The sequence below is a fragment of the Aeromonas sp. BIGb0445 genome, assembly GCF_024809075.1.
Classification (GTDB): domain Bacteria; phylum Pseudomonadota; class Gammaproteobacteria; order Enterobacterales; family Aeromonadaceae; genus Aeromonas; species Aeromonas rivuli.
Window position 1 is genome coordinate 44,801 of sequence record NZ_JANUES010000009.1, and the last position, 24,198, is coordinate 68,998.

Genomic DNA, 24,198 nt, shown 5'->3' on the forward strand with positions numbered 1-24,198 from the left:
TGCCAAAAAGGTGCAATGCGCTTCGCTTATTACACCCTACATAGGCGCTCAGGTGAGGGCTGCGGGTTGGTAGAATACCCACTTCGTACAATCGGGTAGGGTGCAATGAACAAGGTGAATTGCACCGCTGCTATTTATCTGCCAAAAAGGTGTAATGCGCTTCGCTTATTACACCCTACCACGACAGGACGTTATTGATTGCGACTCGAATTTAACACCATCGATCTGGATCGGGATTATGAACACTGTGTGTTGGCGCGCAGGGATGCCTATTTTTGCAGCTTTCATACCCATAATGGCTTTGCCGACTTTATCTGCGGCTATCGGGAGCGGATCCGCGAAAGGCTGGGGCAAGCGCAATGGCACTACCTCCATGTCTGGGCGGGTGAACAACTGGTGGGGCAGCTGGAATTTCGCAGCTTTTCCGATGAGCCAGAGACCGGCTATGTGCAGCTTATCTATCTGTTCCCCGAGTATCGTGGCACCGGCCTGGCGGCAGAATTGCAGGCGTATATCCGTCACCAGTTGTTAAGCGCGGGTTGCAGATGGGCGCTACTGTCGGTTAGCCGCACCAATCAACGGGCTCTCAATCACTACCGACGCTTTGGCTGGCAGTTCCTCCGTCCCAATCCCAAACACGCAGAGACGGATTTTTATCGACTTGGACTGGTTGTCTAACAATAACCCCTAGCGGTAGGGTGCAATAAGCGAAGCATTGCACCACTTATTGGGTGTTCGTTTGCTACGGAAATGATATTACCGCCCCTCATCCCCAGCCCTTCTCCCGCAAGGGGAGAAGGGAGCCGCCACCCCCTTACCCCACTACATCTCCTCTTTTTTAATTAAGCGGGAGAAGGGGGAAATAACGTTACCGCCGTCCGATTACGCTTCGCTAATCGAACCTACGACGAACCTGCGAGAGGGTGATAGGGGCTCGCCCCTCGGCTAGATGGTCAACTCCAGCCGGTTGCCTTCGGGATCGAGGAAGGTGCTCTCGTAATAGCCGTCGCCGGTCCAGCGGGGGCCGTCCAGGTGTTTGACCTCGGCGCTTTTCAGCAGTTTGAGGCGGGCCGTCATCTGATCCACCGCCTCCACGCTGCCGAGGGAGAAGGCAAGATGGGCCAGCCCTTGCAGTGGATGCGGCAGGCCGAGATCCGCCGGGAGCAGGGTGGGGCTGTGCATCAGCTCCAGACTGGCGCCCCCCTCGAAGCGCACGAAGTAGGACGAGAACTGTTTGGTCGGGTTGTGGTAGCGCTCATTGGCCTGCCCGCCAAACAGGGTGCAGTAGAATGCCTTGAGTGCCTCCAGATCCTGTGCCCAGATGGCGACGTGATGTATGTGCATGGCTTGTCTCCTGTGACTCCATGCCCTTGATGTTATGCTCTGGCCTAATCCTTCGACATGGCTGAGCCCGTCCTGATGATGTCTGACACTGCCAACCCCGATCTCATCGATGTCTCCCCGGACTGCCGCGAGCAGATCTGCTGCGACAGCCTGCTGCCCGCCCTCGGCCAGGAGCGGGTCTGGCTGGCGGGCTACTCCCGCCTGCGTACCCGCTATCGCATCGAGCGCCGCCTGGGGGAGGTGCACTGCTTCCTGCTCACCCTGGGGGGCGAGGGGGAGGTGCGGTTGGGGGATGGCTTCGCGCGGCTGCCGGTCGGGGAGTGGGCCCTGATCCCGGCGGGGGAGCCGCTCTGCTATCGGTTGCCAGAGACGCAGTTGCCAGAGATGCAGTTAGCGGAGACGGGGCTAGCAGAGACGCAGTTGCCAGCGCCGGAGCAGCAACAGCCGACGGCAAAGGGCGACTGGGATCTGGTGTGGCTGCTGCTGCACAAGGACTCCCCCTGGGATGCCTTCGCCAGCCGCCCTCGTCTGGGGTGCACCTCCCAGCAGGGGACCCTGCTGCGCACCCTGGAGAACCTCTATGCGGAGCAGGAGCGCCATCAGGACCCGCTGCTCAGCGCGCTGCTGGTGGAGCAGCTCGGTTTCTACCTGCGCCGCCTGCTGCAAAAGGGGGAGGGGCAGAGTCGCGGCGAGCGGCTGGCCCTGCGCCTCGAATTGATGCTCAAAGATTCCCTGACCGAGTGCTGGGACATCGCCCGCATGGCCGCCGCCCTGCATCTCTCGGAGCGCCAGCTCCATCGGCTCAGTCAGCAGCACTTCGCGCTGGCCCCCATGGCACTGCTGCAACGGCTGCGCTTGCAGCGGGCGGCGCTTCTGCTGGCGAGCCGGGCCGACTCGGTGAAGCTGCTGGCCGCCCAATGCGGCTTCAAGAACGAATACCACTTCTCCACCGCCTTCAAGCGCCAGCACGGGCTGGCCCCGAGCCACTATCGCCGGTTGCATCACCCCGGATTCAAGGCCCGGTCAGCATCCTAAGCTCTCTTTGAGATGTCGGATGCCATAGACAGGCGCCACAAGGCGTCGCGTATGACTCCTTTCTGGCCGCGAGCCGACCCGCTTTCGCGTTGGGGACTGGTCATTGGCGCCGTCTCTGATACAACTGCTGGATATGCCCCAGATAGAGTCAGGTGCCTCTGGGTACCACTGATGCGGAGTTTGTTATGGAACAGAGCGTGAAATCTTCCCTCGCCCTCGGCAGCCTGCTGCTGGTCGGGCTGCTTGGCATGGCCTGGATAGGTGGCAACAGTCTGCTCAAGGCCAAGGAACTTGAGCGGCGGGTGTCGGTGAAGGGCTTGTCGGAGAAAGAGGTGCAGGCCGATATCGTGGTCTGGCCGATCCGCTTCTCCGGGGCCAGCAACGAGTTGCCTGCGCTTTATAGTGAGATGGGCAAGAGCGCCGCCGCCGTGCTGGCCTACCTCAAGCTCAACGGGGTGGCGGAGGAGGAGATACTGATTGCGCCCCCCGCGGTCACCGACAAGCTGGCTCAGCCCTATGGTGGCGCCGAGTCGGGCGCCTTCCGTTACACCGCGGCCCAGACCATCACGGTGCGATCCGCTCAGGTGGAACGCGTTCGTCAATTGATGAACGGCATCGCCGAGCTGGGTCAGCAGGGCATCGTCTTCGGGGGGCAGGATTACCAGCAGACCGAGTTTATCTTCACCAAGCTCAACGAACTCAAGCCACTGATGGTGGAGGAGGCGACTCGTTCGGCACGGGAAGTCGCCGACAAGTTTGCCAAGGACTCCGACAGCCGGCTCGGCAAGATCCGTACCGCCAATCAGGGCCAGTTCACCGTGGAGAATCGTGACTCCAGCACCCCCTATATCAAGAAGGTGCGAGTGGTCTCGACGGTCGAATACTACCTCTCTGACTGATCCCGGCCCGGCGCCAGCCAGCCGTGGCTGGCTCATGTTCGACTAGCCGACGCCCTGGCTTGAAGCATGGGGTTGAAGTCTTGAATTGATTCAGTGGATGCATGGCCATGGCGAGCGCCGGGAGTCATCATGACGCCAGTTGTCTGTCCTGCGTCATATCGCGGCTCGCATCCCGCTGTCGATGGCCGGGAAGCCGCTTTCCACGCGCTGTGCCGTTCGAATCACACCGTCCCCAAAAAGTGTGATTTTGAGTATTCGGGGCGCCAGCGCAGGTATTTTTCACCCTGATGCCCCTACACTTGATCCCACTAAGTGGCCCCATGAGTGTGAGCAAGGATGGCATCATGAATGAGGACAGCTATCGACAGCAGTACCAACAACTGCCTGATGTGACGGACGATGTGGTGCAAGCCATCATCGATCTGGTCAGTGATGGCATCTGGGATTGGCACATAGACACAGGCTATGTCTATCGCAACTCGGGTTGGTACCGGATGCTGGGCTATGAACCCCACAGTCTGGACAATGACGTATTGACCTGGGAGTCCCTGATCCACCCCGAGGATCTGACCCGGGTCATGCTCCACTTCGATGACTATCTGAGCGGACGTTCATCCTGCTATCGCATCGAGTACCGCTGCCGCACCAGTGGCGGGGATTATCTCTGGATAGAGGATTGCGCCCATATTGTCACTCGCCTGCCTGATGGCGCCCCGGCCCGCATGATAGGGGCGCACCGCGATATTCATGACAAGAAACTCTATTTTGAGACCCTGGTATCAACCAACAAGTCCCTCGCGCTGCTGGTGGACGAGTGTACTCAGGAGTTGCGCCACACCAACGAGGAGTTGCACCGCCAGGTGGAGGAGAATCGGCGCCTGGCCGAGACGGACTCCCTGACCCAGGTCGCCAATCGCTATCGACTGGAGCAGACCCTGCGCCACGAATGTGAACGGGCCAAACGCTTCAACCATGCCTTGAGCATAGTGACGCTCGATATCGATGAGTTCAAACAGATCAATGACTTGTATGGCCATTGCGCCGGAGATCAGACCCTGGTCGAGCTGGCGAATCAGGTAAAACACCAGTTGCGGGAGATAGACACCCTGGCGCGCTGGGGAGGGGATGAGTTCATCCTGATCTTGCCGAGCACCTCATTACAGGATGCGCACCGGGTTGCCGAGAAGATCCGGGCTCACATTGCCGAGGTGGGGCTACAGACGCCGCTGCCCATCACCCTCAGTTTCGGCCTGGCGGAATACTTGCCAGGAGAGGGTTCCCATCAGTTGCTCAATCGGGCTGATGGCGCCCTCTATCGGGCCAAGCGGCTCGGCAAGAACCTGATCAGCGAGTAGTGCCCCCAGACTCTCATGCCCATATCTGACCGCGGCAGCCATGCCGCCCGCTCTGTTGTGAAAGCGTGCGCCAAGGTGCGTTCTTTGGCGACAGGTTAAAGCCTGTTGTCTCGCGTTTAACCTCTTCTACTCTGCGGGGCGGGACACCTTGACCGGCGGGCGCCAATGGATGATATCCATCAAGGCCATGGGCCTGGCGAACACATAGCCCTGGATCAGATAGACGCCCCGTTCGGCGAGATAGTCCAGCTGGGCCTGGCTCTCGACCCCTTCCGCTATCATCTCCATTCGGGATTTATGGCCGAAGGCGATGATGGCATCGAGCACGTTACGTTTCAGATCCTGGGTGCCTATGGTGTCGATAAACATCTTGTCTATTTTTATGCGGCTGATGCCGAGCCGCTGCAGATAGGAGAAGCCGCCGTAGCCGGTACCAAAATCATCGATCTTGAAGTGGTAGCCTCGCAGGCCAAGATTGGCCATCTCGCGGGCCGCGGTCTTCATGTCCGAGATGGGGATACGCTCGGTCAACTCGAAGGTGAGCCGGTCGGGATCCGGCCAGTGCAAGCGGGTCAGCAGCTCTTGCAGATAGGGGCGCTCGACGTGGGCTGCGACCAGATTGACACTGACCCATTGGGGGGCGGCCAGTTGCTTGAGATCTGCCACCACCTGGCGGACCAGCTGCTCCGTCATGGGGATGATCAGCCCCTGACGCTCCGCATAATCGATGAAGGCACCAGGGGAGATGAAATCTCCGCCCCGTCGCCAGCGGATCAGGGCCTCATGGCCGACGACCTCATGGGTGCGGCTGTCGACAATGGGTTGGTAGAAGGGCAGAAACTCCCCCCGTTGCAGACCCAGCTTGAGCAGGCCGTCCAGGGAGTTGCGGTAGTTGCGCAGCAACCAGTAACCCGCGGCCAGCAGCAGACCCAGGGGAAGGGTAATGAGCAGTCCGATATGACGGATTCGCTCGGCTGCATGCTGACGCAGGGCCGTGCCAGCCCACAGGGTCTGTTGCACCTGTTGGCGTTCATACAGGTGGCTGAGCTTGATTGCATGGGGCTGACTCATGATGTCGGCGTTGCCTCGCGGGAAATAGAGGTGAGCCAGGGCCGGGTCATGATGGGTTAATTCCAGATAGAAACACGCCTCGCAAGGGGTGCGTAGCAGTTCATGGGTCCAGCTGTTGCTGAGCACCCAATAGGCCAGGTTGCCTGAGCGTTTGACGTAGACCATCAACTCTTGCTCTGTGCCAAATACACTTTCGGTGGCGGTGAGCCCGAAGCCTGAGGGCAGTGGCTTGCCTTCGATGCCTGTCAGCTGGGGGAGTCCCGCACCAAGAGTCGAACAGCTCTTGCCATCTGCGGACTGAAGCCCCGCGAGGCGGATAAGGCGACTGTAATAGTTTGGGGCGCGCAGCAGCGCCATGTCTTCTGCGCCACAGTCGAACTTGAAGTGGGCCAATTGGCTCTCTATGCCGTGTTCGAGTACTTTATTCAGCTCCTCCTGATAGGCGAGCAGCTCTCGCTCCTTGGCCTTGAGCAGCTGATGGGTGATCGGGCCGGTCAGTAGCGGACTGAGCAGCAATAGCAGCAGAGCAGGGGCACACAACAACCCCAGGCTAATCCACAAAGAGGTGAGTCGAGACATGAGTAACCCTTGCCATTGTCGAACCGTCAGGCTCGATTGAGTTTTGAACAGCATAGCGATTAGCTGTATCAATTTGAGTGACGCAGTTTGCGTTTTCAAACTAAGAAAGTAACTTGCTGATAATAGTTGAGTTTTTATCTACGCTAGCACAAGATTCAATCGATGACCTGTCAGAAATGACAATTGTCCAGCTTATCCGAACTCGGTAGAGTAGCCCTGCGGTTTGACTCACCGTGTGTTCAATACTCCTGTATCTGTATGTTTTGTCAGTAGCACAGAGTGTTAGTTTTGATATGAGTGTTTTGGTCCCCTCTGCGGGACCACTTTTCTTTCTGCTCCCCCTCATTTTTACCTTCCCGAATCACCTTGGTATTGGCGACGCTATTGATTATGCTCGCGCCCTTAATCTCAGCAGTGGGATCCTCGTCCATAGGCGGGCTCGGATCCGGCTGTTACCATGAGTCCACACGGACGTTGGTGCAACGGAAGGCCCATGAAACTCACGACACAACTCGTCTCCTTCATCACCTTGTGCGTAATAGCGGCCATGACCATGGTGCTGCTGGGCGGGGTATTCAGCTTTCGCCAGCTCGGGTTTGAGATGCAGGAGAACAAGATCAATGCCCTGGTCGAGGTGATCGACAAGCAGCTGGAGGTGGCCGACGACCATCAGGATCTCACCCGCTGGCTGCCGACCCTGCTGCGCTCGGCACGGGTGGTCGAGCTGGAGGTACGCCAGGGAAAGCAGCGTATCTACTGGTTTCGCGACGTGCAGTTTCAGGAAGACGAGAGTCTGTTGATCCCCTACCGCCGGCAGCTTGACCGCCAGCCGGGTCTGGTCGCCGACTTTAAACTGGAACGCCCCTTCAAAGAGTTCGAGTACTCGATGCAGGCCATGTCCGGCATCTCCCTTGGCATATTGATAGTGGTGTTCGGGCTCTGGTACTCGATCCGCTGGCTGCGTCTGCAACTGCGGGGCGCCGAGCTGCTGGCCCTGCGGGGTCAGCTGATCCTCGATGGCAAGCTGGCCAAGCTGGCCCATGATCCGGCCGAGGAGTGGCCCGTTTCGGCCAGCAACGCTCTCGACAAGCTGATCGCCGAGCTGACCGATGCCCGCAAGGAGCGCAGCCGCTTCGATAACTTCATTCGCAGCAATGCCTTTGTCGACAAGGACATCGGCATCGGTAACCGACTCTTCTTCGACAACAGGTTGGAGAGCGCCATCATGGAGGCGAACGTGATGAGCGGCGGCATGCTGCTCATCGAACTGGCCTGCCTGGAAGAGCTGGACATCGAGGAGCAGGCTCATCAGGTGCGGGAGCTGCTGCAGGAGACGAGCGGCTCCATCGCCACCTTCGTGCGCAAGCACAATGGTGCCTTGCAGGCCCGCTACGCCGGTCAGGTCTTTGCGGTACTGCTGCCCAACATGGCCGAAAACGAGATGGTGGACGGGGCCAGTCAGTTGCTCAAGAGCCTGCAACGGTTGCACTGGCCCGCGCAGGTCAACCCGGAAACGGCCGTCTTCATCGGTGCGGTCTGCTATCAGGCCAGCGACTCCCTGCTCAAGGTTCAGGAAGAGGCCGAGCTGGCCCTCAAGAGCGCCAGACTCCAGGATCACAGCGGCTGGTTCCTCTACGAGAAACAGCTGGATCTCGAGCCGAGCAGCAAGGGCACGGTACGCTGGCGTACCCTGCTCAGCCGCAGACTGGAAGAGGGGGGCATCGACTTCTATCGCCAGTCGGTGCAGCAGGATCGTGGCGCCCTGGTGCTGCAACAAGAGATACTGACCCGGATCCAGGATGAGCAAGGCCGCACACTGCAGGCCGGTGTCTACATTCCCATGGCCGAGAAGACCGGGTTGTTGCTGCCCCTGGATCGGCTGGTGGCGGAGCAGACCTTGCTGCTGCTGCGAGCCGGTGGCGAGGCGAGCCCGCCGATGACCCTCAGTCTGTGCGCCCAGAGCATGCTCAATCGCGAATTCCAGCGCTGGCTCTTCTTCGCCCTGTTCCAATTGCCGCGCAGCACCAATGAGCGGCTGGTGTTGCAGTTCTCCGAGGCCCAGGTGACCCGCCATTATGAGGCCCTCAAGCGGCCGCTGCGATCTCTGCGCATGTTGGGCTGCCAGTTGGCCATCGATCATGCGGGTCAGGACGTGGTGAGCACCCAGTACATCAAGGAGTTCGAGATTAGCTTCCTGCGCCTGCACCCCAGTCTGGTGCGGGAGATCCAGAGCCGTCAGGTCAATCAGATGGCGGTACGCAGCCTGGTGGGGGGCTGTGCCAACACCCAGGCGCGGGTCATCGCCGTCGGGGTGGAGAGCCAGGAGGAGTGGAAGATGCTGCGCCACCTGGGGGTCTATGGTGGTCAGGGGCCCTGGTTCTCCGAGCCGGAGCCGCTCCCCTCGCCTCAGGCCTGAGTCACCGGGTCAGCCCGCCTAGGGGATCCCGGTCGATGAGCAGTGACACAGGGCCTGGGCGGCCCTGTGTCATTGGTGATGACGCTGCCCTGACTCAGATCCGGCCTTGCTCCCGCAACCCGGCCAGTCCCTGCAGGCCGCCGGTGTGGATGAAGACGATGCGGCTGCCTCTGGGGATGCGTCCGGCCGCCAGCTCGCGAAACAGCCCCCACATCGCCTTGCCGCTGTAGATGGGTTCCAGCGGCAGACCCGTCTCGGCGCTGAAGGCTTGCAGCCACTGCCAGAGCGCCGGGCTGAACTTGGCATAACCCCCATCGTGATGGTCGAGGGCGATGCGCCAGTGCGGATCCTGCTCGGCGGGCGGATAGAGGCGGCAGACCTCCTCGCGGATGAAGTCGCCCCCCTTGAGCACGGCGATGGCGAGGATCTGTTCCCCGGTGCGCTTGCCCGAGACCAGACCCGCCAGGGTACCGCCGCTAGCGCAGGGCAGCACCCAGAGATCCGGCGAGAAGGGCAGCTCATCGACCAGTTCCGCGACCCCGGGCAGGGCCAGGGGGGCGCTGCCACCCTCCGGAATAATCAGGGTATCTGGAGCCTCGAACTGCGCCAGCCAGCCGGGTTCCTGGCGGCGTCGATAGCTCTGCCGGTCGACGAAAATGAGATCCATGCCCCAGCCCCTGGCATCTATCAGGGTGGGATTGCTGACGGCACTCGGCTCACCACGTATGATGCCGGTAGTTTTCAGGCCAAATTGACGCCCGGCCGCCGCCAAGGCATGGATATGGTTGGAATAGGCACCGCCAAAGGAGATCAAGTGGGTCTTGCCCTGCTCCCGGGCATGGGTCAGCTGGTACTTGAGCTTGCGCCACTTGTTCCCCGAGAGTTGGGGGTGGATGAGATCGTCGCGTTTGCACCAGAGCGTGACCCCGTACTCGTCCAGTAAGGGGTGGCTGATGGCTTGCAGGGGGGAGGGCAGTCTGCCTTGGGTATCCGTCATTTATCTAGAGGCTAATCCACTGTATATGTTAAGGTTTGATTCGTTTTTCGCGGCCAGGTATCGGCGAGCATGACATCCTTTTTTTCCGCAAAGCCCCAAGGGCGCCCGGTGGGGCTGCTGCTGGCCCAGGACAGGGTCATGCTGGCTGCGCTCAGCGCATCCCCTCTCTTCGTCACCCGCAAGGTCAACAGTCAGCAGGAGTGGCCTCTTGCCATCGCCGAACTCTTTCAGCGTCACGGTCTCGCCAAGTCGCGGGTGCGGGTCGCCCTGGCCGCCAATCTCTGCCAGCAGGTGCAAATAGACAAGCCCGCGGTGCCCGAGGCCGAGATGGCTGGCGCCCTGCCCTGGGCCGTCAAGGATTACGTCAATGAACCGGTAATGCAACTGGCGATGGATTATGTGGACCTGCCCACTCCGCCTGCGGGCCAGCCGCGCATCAATGTGATCTGTGTGCCCAAGAGCCGGATCCAGCTGGTGGCCGATGCGGTCAACGCCGTGGCCCACCTGGAGGCGATACAGAGCGACGAACTGGTGCTCACCGCCCTGTATGAGCGTGACCCTCAGGTGCGCATGCTGCTCTGGCAACCCAGGGGCCAGGATCTGCAACTGCTGGTATTTCGTCAGGGTGGACTCTGCTTCTCCCGCCAGCTGCGCGGTTTCTCCGCCCTGACCGCGGAGCAGGAGCCAGACAGCATGCAGCTCGACAGCCTGATGCTGGAGATACAGCGCTCCCTCGATTACCTGGCAGGTCAGCTCAAGCTGCCCGAGATCAGCGCCCTGCAGCTCGCCATTGCCTCTCCCTTCATGGGCACCCTGGTGCGCCACATGGAGCAGACTTTCGGCTTCCCCGTCTCGGCCATGGCCAATAAAGCGGTGCTGGCCGGGGTCGAGTACCTCTCCGCCTATGGCGCCGCCCTGGGAGGCCGCTCATGAGCCTGATCAGGATGAACAGTTGCCAGATAAGCCGCTGGGCCTCTGCTGCGGTTCCGGGAGGCCGGTCATGAGCCAGACCACGATGAAAAATGACCTGATAAGCCGTGGGGCCTCTGCTGCGGTTCCGGGAGGTCGGTCATGAGCCAGGGCGCGCAAATGAAGCATCAGATCAACCTCTACAGCGCCGAATTTCGCCCCCGTCGCCAGTGGGCCAGTTTGCCGCAGATGCTGCTGGCTTGGGGCCTGCTGGCCCTGCTGATGAGCGGCCTCGGCGCCCTCCATGGCTGGCAGCAGCAAGGGGTGAGCCGTGAGCTGGCCCAGGTGCGCCTGGCCCTCGATGTGCAGCGCAATGAGGCCAAGCGGCTCGACACGGCCCTGGCTCGTCATCAGGCCGATGAGGCATTGCAGCGCACCCTGGCCGACAAGCGTGACGAGTTGAGTGCCAAGCAGGGGCTGATGCGCCAGCTCGGCAGCCTCTCTTTGCAGAAATCCCAGGGCTATGCCGGTATCCTGTCGGATCTGGCCCGCCTCTCCAGCGACAAGCTGGCACTGGAGCGCATCGAGATCAACGAGGGCCACATCAATCTGGCCGGGGTGGCGCGCGCCAGCCAGGACGTACCGGCCTGGGTCAATCGCTTCAAGCAGATGCCGACCCTGGCGGGCAAAGAGTTTGGTGAGCTGACCCTGAGCCGTGACAAGGCGGGGCGGCTGCAGTTCCAGTTGAGCGGTATCGCCCGGGAGAAGCCCTGATGATCGCACAGTGGAAAATGGATGCGGGTGTCATGCCGCTCAAAGTGACCTGGCAACGCGGGGGGAACCCATGAAGGCCCATTGGCAACAATATGGCGAGCGGGTGGCGGCGCTGAGTCAGCGTGAGCGGGTACTGATCCTGCTGACCGGTCTGATCCTGGTGTTCGCCCTCTTCTATTACGGCTGGCTGGAAGGGGCCGCTGCCCGGCTGGATCAGGACAGGCAGGCGCTGGTCACGGCCCAGCGGGATCTCGAGATCATGGGACTGGAGAACCAGGGCAAGCAGGCCAAGCTCAACCGGGATCCCAATCTCGGGGTGCGCAGTCAGCTGGCGAGCGTCACGCAAGAGTTGGTGCGCATCGACGCTGACCTCAAGGCTCAGACGGTGGACCTGATCCCGGCCAACGAGATGGCCGCGGTGCTGGAGAGCCTGCTGGCCAGCTCCTCCCGTCTGCACATGCTGGCCCTGACCACCATAGCGCCGACCCCTCTGGTGGCGGGGGATCAGGCCGACAATCTGTTCAAGCACGGTATCCGCCTCAAGCTGGAAGGGGGGTATTTCGACGTTTATCAATATCTGAACGCACTGGAAGCCTTGCCCCGCCACTTCTACTGGCGGCTGTTCGATTATCGGGTGCAGGATCATCCCAGTGCCGTGGTGGAGATGGAGATCTACACCCTGAGCACCAGCAAGGAGTTCATTCGTGGCTAAGTGGCTGATGTTTTTATTGTTGTTGGCACCACTTGCCCAGGCTGAGGTGTTGCGGGATCCGACCCAGCCGCTGGACGGGCTGGCGGGCAATGCCAGCCCTGTTCAGGGCGCCGGTCTGCCCAGACTGCAGAGCATCATGCTGGGCAATGGCCCGGCGCGCGCCGTGCTGGATGGGCAGAGTTACCGCATCGGTGACAGGGTCAACGGCTATCGACTGGTCGGCATAGACGCCGATGCGGTGCACCTCGACAAGGGCGGCAAGCGACTGCGGCTGGCCCTGTTCGCCGCCGGGGTATTGCAGTGAGCCGGGCCAGGGCTGCGAGGGACAGGGCAATGACGTCCTGTGCCGCCGCTCGCCTGGCCGTCATCCTCTCGGCGCCGTGCGCCAATCCGAATCGCATTTTATGTCAGGGCATCCTCATTTCATGAAAAGACATCGACTCTGCCTGCTCTCCCTTGCCGTATTGGCCGCAGGCTGTACCAGCTATCGTCACCCAGAGCCCACCGCCGCCAAGGATGCGTTGCGAGACGCGCAGCTCGAACAGCAGCGCAATGCCCAGGCTCAGGCGCTGGCAGTGCCGAGCGCGGTGCAAAGCGAGCTGCTGGCGCTCAGTCGTCCGGCCATGCCGACCGCCATGCCCGAGAAGCGGCTGCGGATCGCCGCCCGGGATGTGGAGGCGGTCGACTTCTTCGGCTCCCTGTTCAAGGGCTCCCGTTACAGCGTGGCGGTACACCCCGGTGTCGCCGGGATCATCTCCCTGGAGCTCAAGGATGTGACCCTGCCCGAGGTGCTGGCGGTGACGGCGGACATGTATGGCTATGACGTGCAGCGCAAGGGGTATGTCTATCACATCTATCCGGCCGGACTGCGCACCGAAACCATTCCGGTCAACTACCTGATGATGGCGCGCCGGGGCATGTCCCGCACCGCCATCAATACCGGGGGGGTGACCGCCAATGACCCCAATAGCGGCAGTAATAATAATTTCAACAACGATAGCCAGAGCAGCATCAGCAACAATGGTGTCAACAGCAGCTCCTCCACTAGCAATAGTCAGAATGGCACCCAGATAGAGACGGACACCAACACCGACTACTGGACAGATCTCAAGGAGTCCCTGCAGACCCTGATCGGCAAGGGAGAGGGGCGCGCCGTGATCACCAGCCCCCAGGCGGGACTGGTCACCCTGCGCGCCTATCCCAATGAGCTCAAGGCGGTGCGGGAATTCCTCAACCAGTCCGAGTCGCACCTCAAGCGTCAGGTGGTGCTGGAGGCGCGGATCCTGGAGGTAGCCTTGAACGAAGGCTATGAGCAGGGGGTGGACTGGAATGGTCTGTCCGCCACCTGGGACGGTAACAAGGGGATCACCGGCATTGGCAGCCTGGTTGGCAATACGGTCGCCGCCAGCACCAACCCCATCTTCAAGGCGTTGGGGGGCGGCGCCGGTTTCACCATCTCGGATGGCAACTTCGATGTGGCGGTCAGCCTGCTCAAGACCCAGGGGGATGTGAATACCCTCTCCAGCCCCAGGGTGACGGCCACCAATAACCAGAAGGCGGTGATCAAGGTCGGGACCGACGAATACTTCGTCACCGATGCCTCCACCACTGTCACCAGCAGCAACAATCAGGATCAGGTCTATCCCAACGTGGAGCTGACCCCCTTCTTCTCCGGCATTGCCCTGGACGTGACCCCGCAGATCGACGAACAGAATCGGGTGCTGTTGCATGTTCACCCCTCGGTGATCGACACCCAGGAGCAGCAGAAGACCATCAGCGTGGGCACCACCAACCCGCTGGTGCTGCCCCTGGCCAAGAGTTCGATCCGCGAGTCCGATACCGTGGTGCAGGCCAACGACGGCGACATCATCGTCATCGGCGGCCTGATGGAGACCAAGAAGCAGGAGATAGTGAGCAAGGTGCCCCTGCTCGGCGACATCCCCTGGGTGGGGGAAGCCTTCACCAACCGCAGCGAGAGTACCCGCAAGGTGGAGCTGGTCATCCTGCTCAAGCCGACAGTGGTGGACAAGGATACCTGGCAAAAAGAGCTGCAACGCTCCTCCGAGCTGCTGGATAAATGGTACCCGTCCCGGGATCAGTGAGCCGCGATGCGCGCTCGCGTCCCGCGCCCCTCGCCATCCGGCAAGGCAGTGCCATGTACCTGAACCACTTCGGTCTGCAGGAGCCTCCTTTCGCCCTGACCCCGAACACCGGCTTCTACTATGGCCTGCCTCCCCACGAGGAGGCGCTGCAGGTGCTGCACTGGGCCCTGGCCGAGGGGGAGGGCTTCATCAAGGTGACCGGCGAGGTGGGCACCGGCAAGACGCTGCTCTGCCGCAAGTTGCTGGTGGAGCTTGGCTCCGAACAGAAACCGGTGCGCCTCGCCTGGCTGCCCAACCCGCACCTGAATCCGGCCGAGCTGCGCATCGCCCTGGCCCTGGAGCTGGGACTCGCGCTGCGGGACGGCAGCGAGCTGGACATCACGGACAGGCTCCATCGTCATCTGATCAGCCTGCATCAGCAGGGATGTCGGGTGGTGGTGCTGATTGACGAGGCCCAGGCATTACCCGATGAAACCCTGGAGGCGATCCGGCTGTTTGGCAACCTGGAGACGGAGTCGAGCAAGCTGCTGCAAGTGGTGCTGTTCGGCCAGCCCGAGCTGGATGCACGCCTCGCCATGCCCCATCTGCGTCAACTGCGCCAGCGCATCGGTTTCTCCTATGCCCTGCGCCCCTTGCGTCTGGACGAGGCGCGCGCCTACCTGGAGCACAGATTGCACATCTCCGGTTATCGCGGTGCCCCCCTCTTCTCCAAGGCGGCCCAGCGCCTGCTGTGGCGCGCCTCGCGGGGCATTCCCCGCCTCATCAATGTGTTGGCCCAAAAGAGCCTGATGGTCAGCTATGGCAAGGGCACCTCTCGTATTCTGCCTGCCCAGGTGCGGCTCGCCATTCAGGATACCGAAGATGCATCTCGCCCCTGGCGAGGTGGCTGGTGGTGCCTGCTGCTCATGCTGGGCGTCGCCCTGACCTATGGAGTCTGGCCATGAACCGAATCGACAGCGTACCCGGCCTCGGCGGCCGGGGGCGGGCTACAGACAGTGCCGAACGGATGCGCCTTGGCCTGCATGGGGGAGTCGGGTCGTGAGCGTGATCAACAAGATGCTCACCGATCTCGAACGCCGTCAGGGCGGTAGTGACGGTGCCGCCATCTATGTGGCACCGGCGCGGGGCCAGGGCTGGTGGATGCTGCTGCTCACCCTGATCTGCGGCCTGGCCCTTGGCATATTGGGTTGGCGCAGTTGGGCCTATTGGCAGCAGAGTCATCAACAGATGCCACCGCTCACTCAGGCCGCCGCCCCGGTGACGGCTGCCGAGGATGAGCCCGTGGATCTGGTGGTGGCGCTGCCGACTCCCAGCGCCCAGGCGGTGGCCAACGCCTTGCCCGAACAGCAGAGCCCCTCCGGTTTCGCCCGCAGCGAGCCGACGCCATCGCCAGACGATATCGCCCCGGTTCAACAGCGCGAGACACTGGCGGCGGATCTTGGCGATCCGGTTCCGGCGCAACAGCTTGAGACACTGGGGCCGGACTATGCCGAGGCCGAGCCGGAACCGGAGCCGAGCGATGCACAGTTGCAGCCGGATCTCTATGCCGAACTGGATGCGGCCCGGGAGGCAGACGCCCAGCCGGTCGCTCCCGCGCCGCGTCGTCCCGCCTCCCTCAAGATAGAGACGGTGGAGCTGAGCCAGGCTGAGCTGGCTGCCCTGAGCGAGCGCAAAGCCACCGCGGCCCTGGCCAAGGGACAGCTGCGCGAGGCCGAGGCGCAGTTCATCGCCTTGTTGCGCCAAACCCCGGATAACGAAGAGGCTCGTCAGCAGCTGGCGGGCCTGCTCTATGGTCAGGGGCGCCTCGCCGAGGCCAGTGCCCTGCTCGAGGACGGCATTCGCCGCCAACCGGCCCAGGCCGATTTCAGGCTGCTGCTGGCCCGTCTGGCGTTGGCCGAAGGGGACAAACAGCGGGCTCTCGGCTGGCTCGGCGGCGCCAAACCGCCCCTGGCCAGCAATCTCGATTACTACGCAACCTGGGCCGGTTTACGTCAGGAGCTGGGCCAGAACGCCGAGGCGGCGGATCTCTATGTCCAGCTGCTGCGGGTCCAGCCGGATCAGGGGCGCTGGTGGCTGGGGCTGGGAATAGCCGAAGATGGTCAGGGCCACAGCCAGCGCGCCAAAGATGCCTATCGCAATGCCCTGCTGCACGGGGAGCTGGGCGAAGCCTCCCAGGTCTGGCTGAGCCAGCGCATGGCTCAACTCGGCCCCTGAATGAAGTGCGTAGGCTGCACTCGGTATCTCTGGGCGAAGCCTCCCAGGTCTGGCTGAGTCAGCGCATGGCGCAGCTGGGGCCCTGAGCGCTCCCTGGGCCGCCTTGGCCCGACATACATGAACAGTAAGATGGCACTGCCCACGGGTGGGCGGTGCCCAGCAACCTAGCAGGGATGCCGCTCGCACAGCGCACCCACAGCACCGGAGTTTTCATGGCACAACCGAGACTGAAGATGCGCCTCGGCGATCTGCTGGTTCAAGAGCAGATTGTCTCTGACGATCAGCTGCAACTGGCCTTGCAACAGCAGCGTCAGACCGGCCGCAAGCTGGGTACCACCCTCATCGACCTTGGCTTTATCAGCGAGGTGCAGTTACTTCAGTTCCTGGCTCGTCAGCTGGGGGTGCCCTTCTTCGACCTCAATAATCTCACCATAGATGCCAGGGCGGTCACCCTCTTGCCCGAGGTGCAGGCGCGCCGTTACCGCGCCCTGGCGGTGCATCAGAGCGAGCATGAGGTGACGGTGGCCATGTCGGATCCCGCCGACCTGAGTGCCCTGGATGCCATTGCCAATCTGTTGCGCCCGCGGGAGATGAAACTCGCCGTGGCCCGGGAGGGGCAGCTGCTCGACTATTTTGACCGCCTCTATCGCCGTACCCGCGAGATAGAGAGCTTCGCCGAGCAGTTGCATGAGGAGTATCAGGACGCCGGCTTCGAGCTGGGATCCAGCAATCTGGAAGGGGGCAACGAGGGGGAGGCGACGGTGGCCAAGCTGCTGCGCTCCCTGTTCGAGGATGCGGTGCAGGTCGGCGCGTCGGATATCCACATCGAGCCCGATGAGAAGGTGTTGCGCATTCGCCAGCGTATCGATGGCGTGCTGCACGAGAACCTGCTCAACGAGGTGCGCATCGCCCAGGCGCTGGTGCTGCGCCTGAAGCTGGTGGCGGGGCTCGATATCTCCGAGAAGCGACTGCCCCAGGATGGCCGTTTCGCCATGAAGGTGCGGGGCCGGGACGTGGATGTGCGACTGTCGACCATGCCGGTGCAGCATGGGGAGTCCGTGGTGATGCGGCTGCTGGATCAGAGTGCTGGCATCCTCTCCCTCGAGGAGACCGGTATGCCGCCCGAGATACTGGCGCGCTTTCGCCGTCAGCTCAAGCGCCCCCACGGCATGATATTGGTGACGGGGCCGACCGGTAGCGGCAAGACCACCACCCTCTACGGGGCGCTGTCCGAGCTCAACCAGCCGAGTCAGAAGATCATCACGGTAGAAGACCCGGTAGAGTACCGATTGCCCCGGGTCAACCAGGTGCAGGTCAATCCCAAGATAGGGCTGACGTTCTCCCAGGTGCTGCGATCCACCCTGCGTCAGGATCCCGACATCCTGCTGGTGGGGGAGATGCGCGACAACGAGACGGTGGAGATAGGGCTGCGCGGCGCCATCACGGGCCACCTGGTACTGACCACGCTGCACACCAACGATGCCATCAGCAGTGCCCTGCGTCTCATCGACATGGGGGCCCCCGGCTATCTGGTGGCCAGCGCCCTGCGCGCCGTGGTGGCCCAGCGTTTGGTGCGTCGGCTGTGCGAGCACTGCAGCGAGCCCAAGGTGCCGGATGAGGGGCAAGGGAGCTGGCTTGCCACCCTGTCTGGGGAGACGCCGGGCCAGCACGATTATCACAAGGGCCGTGGTTGCCAGAGTTGCAACTTCACCGGCTATCGTGGCCGGGTCGGCGTCTACGAGCTGCTCGAACTGGATCAGACCATGATGGACGCCCTGCGCCGTGATGATACCGAGGGCTTTGCCCGGGCCGCGCGCCAGCACCCCCACTATCGCCCTCTGGCCCTGACCGCCCTCGACTATGCCCGCAGTGGCATTACCTCGGTGGATGAGGTGCTGCGTCTGGCCGAGGATCTGGGTTAAGCCATGGGACATTTTGCCTACAAAGGCCGTGACAAGCTTGGCAAGGCGGTCAGCGGTACCCTGGAGGCGGCCAGCGAACTGGCCGCGGCCGACAGCCTGATGCGGCGCGGCATCTTGCCGACCGAACTGCGTGAGCGCCGTGCCCGGGGCGGCGATATCAATCTCTCCCAGCTGTTCGAATCCAAGGTGCGACTGGAAGAGCTGGTGGTGTTCAGCCGCCAGATGTATGCCCTGACCCGGGCCGGCATTCCCATACTGCGTGCCATTGCGGGCCTGGAAGAGAGTGCCCACAGCAAGCCCCTCAAGCGAGCCCTGCATCAGCTCGGGGAAGATCTGGGCAATGGTCGCCCGTTGTCGAGCGCCATGCAGAGCCATCCCAAGGTGTTCAGCAGCCTGTTCATCGCCATCATCCACGTGGGGGAGAACACCGGTCAGCTGGAGGAAGCCTTTCAACAGCTTGCCAACTATTTCGATCTGGAGCTGGAGACCCGCAAGCGGATCAAGGCCGCCATGCGTTACCCCAGCTTCGTGATGATCGCCATCGGCATCGCCATGGTGATCCTCAACATCATGGTGATCCCGGTCTTTGCCAACATGTTCGCCAAGTTCGGGGTCGAGCTGCCCCTGGCGACCCGGATCCTGCTCGCCACCTCCCACTTCTTCGTGCACTACTGGTGGTTGCTGCTGGCGGGGTTGATTGCGAGCGTGCTGGGTTGGCGCCACTGGGTGCGCACCCCGGCAGGCCAGCTGAGCTGGCACAGATGGCAGCTTAAATTACCCATAGTCGGCAGCATCATCGAGCGCTCCCTGCTGGCCCGCTTCGCGCGCAGCTTCTCCATGATGCTCAAGGCCGGTGTGCCCCTGAACCAGGCGCTGGCGCTGGTGGCCGATGCGGTGGATAACGCCTTCATGCGCGATCGGATCCGGGATATGCGCGGTGGCATAGAGCGTGGCGAGAGCCTGCTGCGCACCGCCGGTGCCAGCGGTCTGTTCACTCCCCTGGTGATGCAGATGATCGCCGTGGGGGAGGAGACGGGTCAGGTCGACGAGTTGCTGCACGAGGCGGCCGAGTATTACGAACGGGAGGTGGACTACGACCTCAAGAGCCTCACCGCTCGCATCGAACCCATCCTCATCGGCCTGGTGGCCATCATGGTGCTGATCCTGGCGCTGGGTATCTTCACGCCGATGTGGGACATGATGAGTGCGGTCAGGGGCGGGAAATGATGAGCGCGGCCAGGGGTGGGAAAGGATTTGGGTATCTTCACCTCATCCGATGGTGGGACATGATGAACGCGCTCAGGGGCGGGAAATGATTGCAGCCAGGCGGCAGGGAGTGCTCATGAGTGTGGGCATCTTCACCTCATCAGATGGTGGGACATGATGAACGCGGTCAGGGGTGGGAAAGGATTTGGGTATCTTCACCTCATCGGATGGTGGGGCATGATGAGTGCGGTCAGGGGCGGGAAATGATTTGGGCATCTTCACCTCATCGGATGGTGGGGCATGATGAGTGCGGTCAGGGGTGGGAAATGATGAACGCGGTCAGGGGTGGGGGATGATTTGGGTATCTTCACCTCATCCGATGGTGGGACATGATGAACGCGGTCAGGGGTGGGGGATGATTTGGGTATCTTCACCTCATCAGATGGTGGGACATGATGAGCGCGGTCAGGGGGGATGGTGATCGCAGCCAGGTGGCAGGGGTTGATGAGTAGCCGTTGGAGCAGGTCATGAGCCGCCAGGGTGAACAAGATGCCCGCTGGCTGGCGGGCTACCGATTGGTGGCCGCCATCCTGGTGCTGCTGGTGATCATCGCCACCCTGGTCGGTGGTTATCAACGCCATCGCGAACAGGCGCTGGCGACCAGTCTGACCCTGCTGGGAGAGCAGTTTGCCGAGCGGGTGCAGCGCCTTCATGGTCGCTGGCTCGATGAGCGCAGGCCTGCACGGCTTCACGCCGAGGGGCAGGTCTGGCAGTTCGATGAGCGCGGCTGGCCGCTGGGAATGGCGCCATTGATGAGCCCTTCCGCCGATTGCCAACAACTGTGGCAAGGCGCCATGGGGTCGTTGCAGCCGGGCAATCTGCCCCTGCAATTTCGGGGGATGACGGGGGGCTGTCTCATGGGCATCGAGTCGCACTGGCTGCACTATCGCTTCGCCGATGGCCGCGTGCTGCCTTGGCGGATGCCGCAGGATGGGACTGAGCGAGGCTAATTATTCACCTCGTTCCCATGATTTTTTTATATCTACATGAAATAATACCGCGTCCGATGGAGGATCCATGGCATATAGCAAGCGCAGAGAGTTCACAACAGGCAGGAGCCTGCCCCGCGGGGCTGCGGGTTTCTCGCTGATCGAGCTGGTGATCGTCATCGTTATCCTGGGAATACTGGCGGCCACCGCCTTGCCGCGTTTTCTCGATGTGACCGACGAGGCGAAGAAGGCGAGCGTGGAAGGGGTTTCGGGTGGCTATGCTACCGCCGTCTCCCTGGTGCGGGCCCAGTGGGAGGCCGAAGGACGGGCCAAGCAGGATGCACAAAATACCGTGCTCTATGATGGCACCCGCTTCTATCTGACCACCCCCACCGACAGCCAGATCGACAATGGTGAGCTCTCTCCCGGCTATCCCATGGATACGGCGGGCGGGGCGACTGACATCGATCCGGCCAACTTGACAGCCCAGCGCTGTCTGCGAATTTGGGATGGATTACTGCAAAATCCCCCCAAGGCTACTGCCAGCTTCTCCGAGGTGCGCAGTAGTGGTAATGACCTGAAATACTATGCCACCGTATCCAGTAATGGCCTCGACTCCGTCTGTCGCTACTACCTGGTCAATAGTCTGAGTAAGGGTAGTGATGGGCAGTATCAGGACCCGCAAGGGAGCACTGAGGCGTTCATGAGTTTCAGTTACCGACCGGCCTCCGGCCAGGTAACCACCAATATCAACTGATTTCATTATCGACAGAGGACAAGAGATGAAAAAGCAAGCAGGCTTTACCCTGATAGAACTGGTGATCGTGATCATCATCCTGGGCATTCTGGCGGTCACCGCCGCACCCAAGTTTCTGAATTTGCAGGATGATGCAAATAAAGCTGCCGCCCAAGGGGTTGCTGCAGCACTGCAAAGTGGCGCTCAACTGGTTTATAGCCGTTCAGCTTTGGATGGTACTGAAAAAGCTCCCGACTCTTCTGTCTCAGCTGGTACCAGCACGGTCACCACTACATTTGGCTATCCGACTGCGGATAAGGCCGGTATTGGTGAAGCAGTTACCATCGATGGCGGTTGGTCGCAGAAAAATGATGATGGTGTATTCACCACAGATCAGGCCAACAGTTGTGCAGTTATTTACCAGGCTCCCTCTGTGGCCGGTGCTACGTTCTCGGTCTCGCTGAGTGGTGCGACTTGTAACTAAGTCGACTGACAATAAAGCGGGGCCCAATGCCCCGCTTTTCTTCGATGACCCAAGCGAGAGTGACAATGGCTTCGACTAGAGGCTTTACCCTGATTGAATTGGTCATCGTGATCCTGCTACTCGGGATTCTGGCCGCCTTTGCCATGCCTAAATGGCTGGGCAAAGGCGGCTTTGAAATCCATACCCTGCGCGACGAACTGGTCACCCGGCTGCGGCTGGTACAGACCCTGAACATGAACGAAGGTGAGGAGCGTTGCAGCCAGCTGGTGCTGGAGGCAAACCGCTTCGCTCATCTCACCCAGGCGGGCACCTGCAGTGCCCACCCCATCGCCGACTGGAGTGCGAACGAACTGACTCGGGGCCGCCCGGTGCAGGCTTCTGGCACTATTGTCCTCTCCCCCCAGACATCACTCAGTTTCGATAAACGCAGTGGCCGCCCCCTGGGAGCCTGCAGTGCCGGTTGCGATCTGATGGTGGCTGAGGGCAGGGAGTCTGTCCGGCTGCGCATCGAGGCCGAGGGTTATATTCATGCCCTCCCTTAACCCTTCCCGTGGTTTTACCCTGATAGAGCTGGTCGTCGGCATAGTGCTGCTCTCTGTCGCGTTGACCGGCATTCTGGGCTTGCTGGTCAATCAGGCACCCCAAGCCGTCGACCCGGTGCAGCAGGTGCGTGCCGCCCAGCTGGCCCAGCGGGTCTTGAATGAGGTGCTGCAAAAATCCTTCGATGAGCATTCTGATCATAACGGCGGCCGTTTCCGCTGCGGCGAGACGGTCGGTACCCCGCCCGTGCCCTATGCCGCCTGCACCCCAGCTGCCAGCTATGGCAAGGATGCGGGGGAGAGCGCCCCTTATACCTTCAACGATGTGGATGACTTCGATACGGCGGGTCAGTGGGTGGCCGCTAACCTGTTTACCCAGCAGGCTGCCGGTATCAGCGATGAGGAGTATCGCAACTATCAACTGAGGATCCGGGTCACGGCGGATGACCTGCTTGCCAGTGCAGGCAAGGGCGCCGCGTCCATCGGCAAGCGCATCGAGTTGACGGTGCGGCTGCCGGACAGCAGCGAAGTCGAGTTTGCGCTCTACCGGAGTAATTACTGATGGACAGGTCGCATGCCCGTTATGCCGCGTCCGATGACGCATCTGTTACCACAACCCGTGACCGCGTCCGATTAGGCTTCGCTAATCGAACCTGCGCCCAGCCTGGGCTGGGACGGGGCTTCACCCTGGTCGAGCTGGTGATGGTGATATTGCTGCTCGGCATCATGGCGACCTTCTCCAGCCAGTTTATTGGCATAGGCACCGAGATCTATGGGGACGCCAGCCGCCGTGAGCAGCTGATGAGCGATGCCCGCTTCGCCCTGGAGCGGCTCAATCGCGAAGTGCGCGATGCGGTGCCAGGTTCGGTGCGGGTGGAAGATGAAGCTGAGGCCCTGATGGAACAGGGTACTTGCCTGAGTTTCTGGCCCATTGCCACCGCCAGCCGTTATCTGAGTCTCAGCGGGAGTGGCGGGGTGAGCATAGTGACACCGACCCTGCTGCCTGTGGTGGGGGACAAGGCTATCGTTTATCCCTTGGCCAGTGCTAAACAGCTGGACGAGGGCTGTCTCCATGGCAATTGTGTCGCCAGCGTGACCTCGGTGGGAACATCCGTCTCGGGGGCCCTGTCGTTGACCGTCGATGATGGCTTTGCCAAGGACTCCCCGGGCAAGCGCATCTATTTTGCCAGGCAACAGGTGCGCTACTGCGTGGCAGGCACCACCCTGACCCGGGCCAGCGGCGCGATAGGCACCCATATCAGCACGAACACTCCCGCCCTGATGGCCGAGCATATCCGCCCGGCGGCCTATTACTTCTATCGGGAGCCCGCCGCCTTCAATCAGAGCGAGGTGGGGCTGCGACTGGGGTTCGAGCGCAGCGGCGAGCAGGTCATCTTCAACCACAAGCTGGAGCTGCTCAATGTTCCCTAAGCCGCCGCCCCTTGCCATGGCGGCCCAGCGCGGCAGCGCCATCATGATAGCCCTGTTTGTCATCGTCATCATGGGGCTGCTTGCCGCGGCCATGGGCCGTTTCTTGCTCGACAGCAGCGAGAAAAACACCCTTGAGGTGCGCAGTGTCAGGGCCTTGATGGCAGCTCAGAGCGGCCTGGAGATAGGCCTCTACCGCCTCTACCCCAATGATCACTGGGACGCGCAACAGTGCGCCGCCCTGACAGCTATCCCCTTTGCAATCCCGGGGCTGGTGGATTGCAACGTGGTACTGACCTGCAAGCCGGTGGTGGTCAGTGCGGCAGGGGGCACCCAGACCGGCTACAGCTTCCAGAGCACGGGCGCCTGCGGCCATAGCGATGTGAACAGTCCCAATCCGGATTTTGCCGTCAGCCGCACCCTGGTGGCGCAAGCCTTTGATGGAGTGATGCCGTGAGACTCTGGTGGCTGGTCTTAACAATGCTGT

24 protein-coding genes are annotated in these 24,198 nt (G+C 61.6%); 21 read left to right on the top strand and 3 right to left on the bottom strand.

Translation table 11 applies throughout. The features are described 5' to 3' along the window. The first annotated feature begins 198 nt into the window (after positions 1-198). Positions 199-678 carry an N-acetyltransferase gene (locus tag M2367_RS15775; RefSeq protein ID WP_259237226.1) on the top strand — a complete coding sequence of 160 codons (480 nt, stop codon included), beginning with the start codon at positions 199-201 and terminating at the stop codon, positions 676-678. A 267-nt stretch (positions 679-945) separates the two neighbouring features. Here M2367_RS15775 and M2367_RS15780 read toward each other — a convergent pair whose 3' ends face one another. Then, positions 946-1,344, bottom strand: coding sequence for a VOC family protein (locus tag M2367_RS15780; protein WP_259237227.1), 399 nt, complete (start codon positions 1,342-1,344; stop codon positions 946-948). Between the two features lie 75 nt (positions 1,345-1,419). On the opposite strand from M2367_RS15780, the gene M2367_RS15785 reads away from it, so the two are divergent. From M2367_RS15785 to M2367_RS15795, 3 genes are all read left to right on the top strand, one after another. After that, positions 1,420-2,379: an AraC family transcriptional regulator gene (locus tag M2367_RS15785; protein WP_259237228.1), complete on the top strand. Its 960-nt coding sequence runs from the start codon at positions 1,420-1,422 to the stop codon at positions 2,377-2,379. Between the two features lie 185 nt (positions 2,380-2,564). Then, positions 2,565-3,278 carry an SIMPL domain-containing protein gene (locus M2367_RS15790; protein ID WP_042044366.1) on the top strand — a complete coding sequence of 238 codons (714 nt, stop codon included), beginning with the start codon at positions 2,565-2,567 and terminating at the stop codon, positions 3,276-3,278. A gap of 344 nt (positions 3,279-3,622) precedes the next feature. After that, positions 3,623-4,633, top strand: coding sequence for a sensor domain-containing diguanylate cyclase (locus M2367_RS15795; RefSeq protein WP_259237229.1), 1,011 nt, complete (start codon positions 3,623-3,625; stop codon positions 4,631-4,633). 126 nt (positions 4,634-4,759) lie between these two features. On the opposite strand, the gene M2367_RS15800 is transcribed toward M2367_RS15795, so the two are convergent. Then, positions 4,760-6,283: an EAL domain-containing protein gene (locus M2367_RS15800; RefSeq protein ID WP_259237231.1), complete on the bottom strand. Its 1,524-nt coding sequence runs from the start codon at positions 6,281-6,283 to the stop codon at positions 4,760-4,762. A 493-nt stretch (positions 6,284-6,776) separates the two neighbouring features. Between M2367_RS15800 and M2367_RS15805 the strand changes: the two genes are divergently transcribed. After that, positions 6,777-8,699, top strand: coding sequence for an EAL domain-containing protein (locus M2367_RS15805; protein ID WP_259237232.1), 1,923 nt, complete (start codon positions 6,777-6,779; stop codon positions 8,697-8,699). A 94-nt stretch (positions 8,700-8,793) separates the two neighbouring features. On the opposite strand, the gene M2367_RS15810 is transcribed toward M2367_RS15805, so the two are convergent. Continuing rightward, positions 8,794-9,696 (bottom strand): 1-aminocyclopropane-1-carboxylate deaminase/D-cysteine desulfhydrase, encoded by a 903-nt coding sequence (locus M2367_RS15810; RefSeq protein WP_259237233.1) that lies wholly within the window; start codon positions 9,694-9,696, stop codon positions 8,794-8,796. 69 nt (positions 9,697-9,765) lie between these two features. On the opposite strand from M2367_RS15810, the gene M2367_RS15815 reads away from it, so the two are divergent. The 16 genes from M2367_RS15815 to M2367_RS15890 all read left to right on the top strand — a co-directional run bounded on the left by M2367_RS15815 (position 9,766) and on the right by M2367_RS15890 (position 24,168). After that, positions 9,766-10,629, top strand: a complete 864-nt coding sequence (locus M2367_RS15815; RefSeq protein WP_259237234.1) for an MSHA biogenesis protein MshI — start codon at positions 9,766-9,768, stop codon at positions 10,627-10,629. A 156-nt stretch (positions 10,630-10,785) separates the two neighbouring features. Then, positions 10,786-11,379 (top strand): PilN domain-containing protein, encoded by a 594-nt coding sequence (locus M2367_RS15820; RefSeq protein WP_042044431.1) that lies wholly within the window; start codon positions 10,786-10,788, stop codon positions 11,377-11,379. Between the two features lie 70 nt (positions 11,380-11,449). Next, on the top strand, positions 11,450-12,091 hold the full coding sequence (locus M2367_RS15825; RefSeq protein WP_259237235.1) for a type II secretion system protein M: 642 nt from the start codon (positions 11,450-11,452) through the stop codon (positions 12,089-12,091). Positions 12,092-12,098: 7 nt separating this feature from the next. Next, the gene (locus M2367_RS15830; protein ID WP_042044430.1) at positions 12,099-12,395 is read left to right on the top strand and encodes an MSHA biogenesis protein MshK; all 297 of its coding nucleotides are present in this window, start codon (positions 12,099-12,101) and stop codon (positions 12,393-12,395) included. A 121-nt stretch (positions 12,396-12,516) separates the two neighbouring features. After that, entirely contained in the window at positions 12,517-14,193 is a 1,677-nt protein-coding gene (gene mshL, locus M2367_RS15835; protein ID WP_259237236.1) for a pilus (MSHA type) biogenesis protein MshL, read from the top strand. 53 nt (positions 14,194-14,246) lie between these two features. Continuing rightward, on the top strand, positions 14,247-15,137 hold the full coding sequence (locus tag M2367_RS15840; RefSeq protein WP_259237237.1) for an ExeA family protein: 891 nt from the start codon (positions 14,247-14,249) through the stop codon (positions 15,135-15,137). A 94-nt stretch (positions 15,138-15,231) separates the two neighbouring features. Continuing rightward, positions 15,232-16,407: a tetratricopeptide repeat protein gene (locus tag M2367_RS15845; protein ID WP_259237238.1), complete on the top strand. Its 1,176-nt coding sequence runs from the start codon at positions 15,232-15,234 to the stop codon at positions 16,405-16,407. A 212-nt stretch (positions 16,408-16,619) separates the two neighbouring features. Then, the gene (gene mshE, locus M2367_RS15850) at positions 16,620-18,329 is read left to right on the top strand and encodes an MSHA fimbrial ATPase MshE (protein WP_259237239.1); all 1,710 of its coding nucleotides are present in this window, start codon (positions 16,620-16,622) and stop codon (positions 18,327-18,329) included. 3 nt (positions 18,330-18,332) lie between these two features. Continuing rightward, positions 18,333-19,556 (top strand): type II secretion system F family protein, encoded by a 1,224-nt coding sequence (locus tag M2367_RS15855; RefSeq protein WP_042044355.1) that lies wholly within the window; start codon positions 18,333-18,335, stop codon positions 19,554-19,556. 506 nt (positions 19,557-20,062) lie between these two features. Beyond that, positions 20,063-20,545: a hypothetical protein gene (locus M2367_RS15860; RefSeq protein WP_259237240.1), complete on the top strand. Its 483-nt coding sequence runs from the start codon at positions 20,063-20,065 to the stop codon at positions 20,543-20,545. Positions 20,546-20,612: 67 nt separating this feature from the next. Beyond that, positions 20,613-21,281 (top strand): type II secretion system protein, encoded by a 669-nt coding sequence (locus M2367_RS15865; RefSeq protein WP_042044354.1) that lies wholly within the window; start codon positions 20,613-20,615, stop codon positions 21,279-21,281. A gap of 25 nt (positions 21,282-21,306) precedes the next feature. After that, the gene (locus tag M2367_RS15870; protein ID WP_042044353.1) at positions 21,307-21,744 is read left to right on the top strand and encodes a prepilin-type N-terminal cleavage/methylation domain-containing protein; all 438 of its coding nucleotides are present in this window, start codon (positions 21,307-21,309) and stop codon (positions 21,742-21,744) included. Between the two features lie 65 nt (positions 21,745-21,809). Next, the gene (locus M2367_RS15875; RefSeq protein ID WP_224431411.1) at positions 21,810-22,286 is read left to right on the top strand and encodes a prepilin-type N-terminal cleavage/methylation domain-containing protein; all 477 of its coding nucleotides are present in this window, start codon (positions 21,810-21,812) and stop codon (positions 22,284-22,286) included. Continuing rightward, on the top strand, positions 22,273-22,845 hold the full coding sequence (locus tag M2367_RS15880) for a prepilin-type N-terminal cleavage/methylation domain-containing protein (RefSeq protein WP_259237241.1): 573 nt from the start codon (positions 22,273-22,275) through the stop codon (positions 22,843-22,845). The genes M2367_RS15875 and M2367_RS15880 overlap by 14 nt, the downstream gene beginning before the upstream one ends. After that, entirely contained in the window at positions 22,845-23,714 is an 870-nt protein-coding gene (locus M2367_RS15885; protein ID WP_259237242.1) for a PilW family protein, read from the top strand. The genes M2367_RS15880 and M2367_RS15885 overlap by 1 nt, the downstream gene beginning before the upstream one ends. Before the next feature lie 43 nt (positions 23,715-23,757). Then, complete coding sequence (locus M2367_RS15890) at positions 23,758-24,168, top strand: MSHA biogenesis protein MshP (protein WP_404972884.1); 411 nt, start codon at positions 23,758-23,760, stop codon at positions 24,166-24,168. The last annotated feature ends 30 nt before the right edge of the window (positions 24,169-24,198 follow it).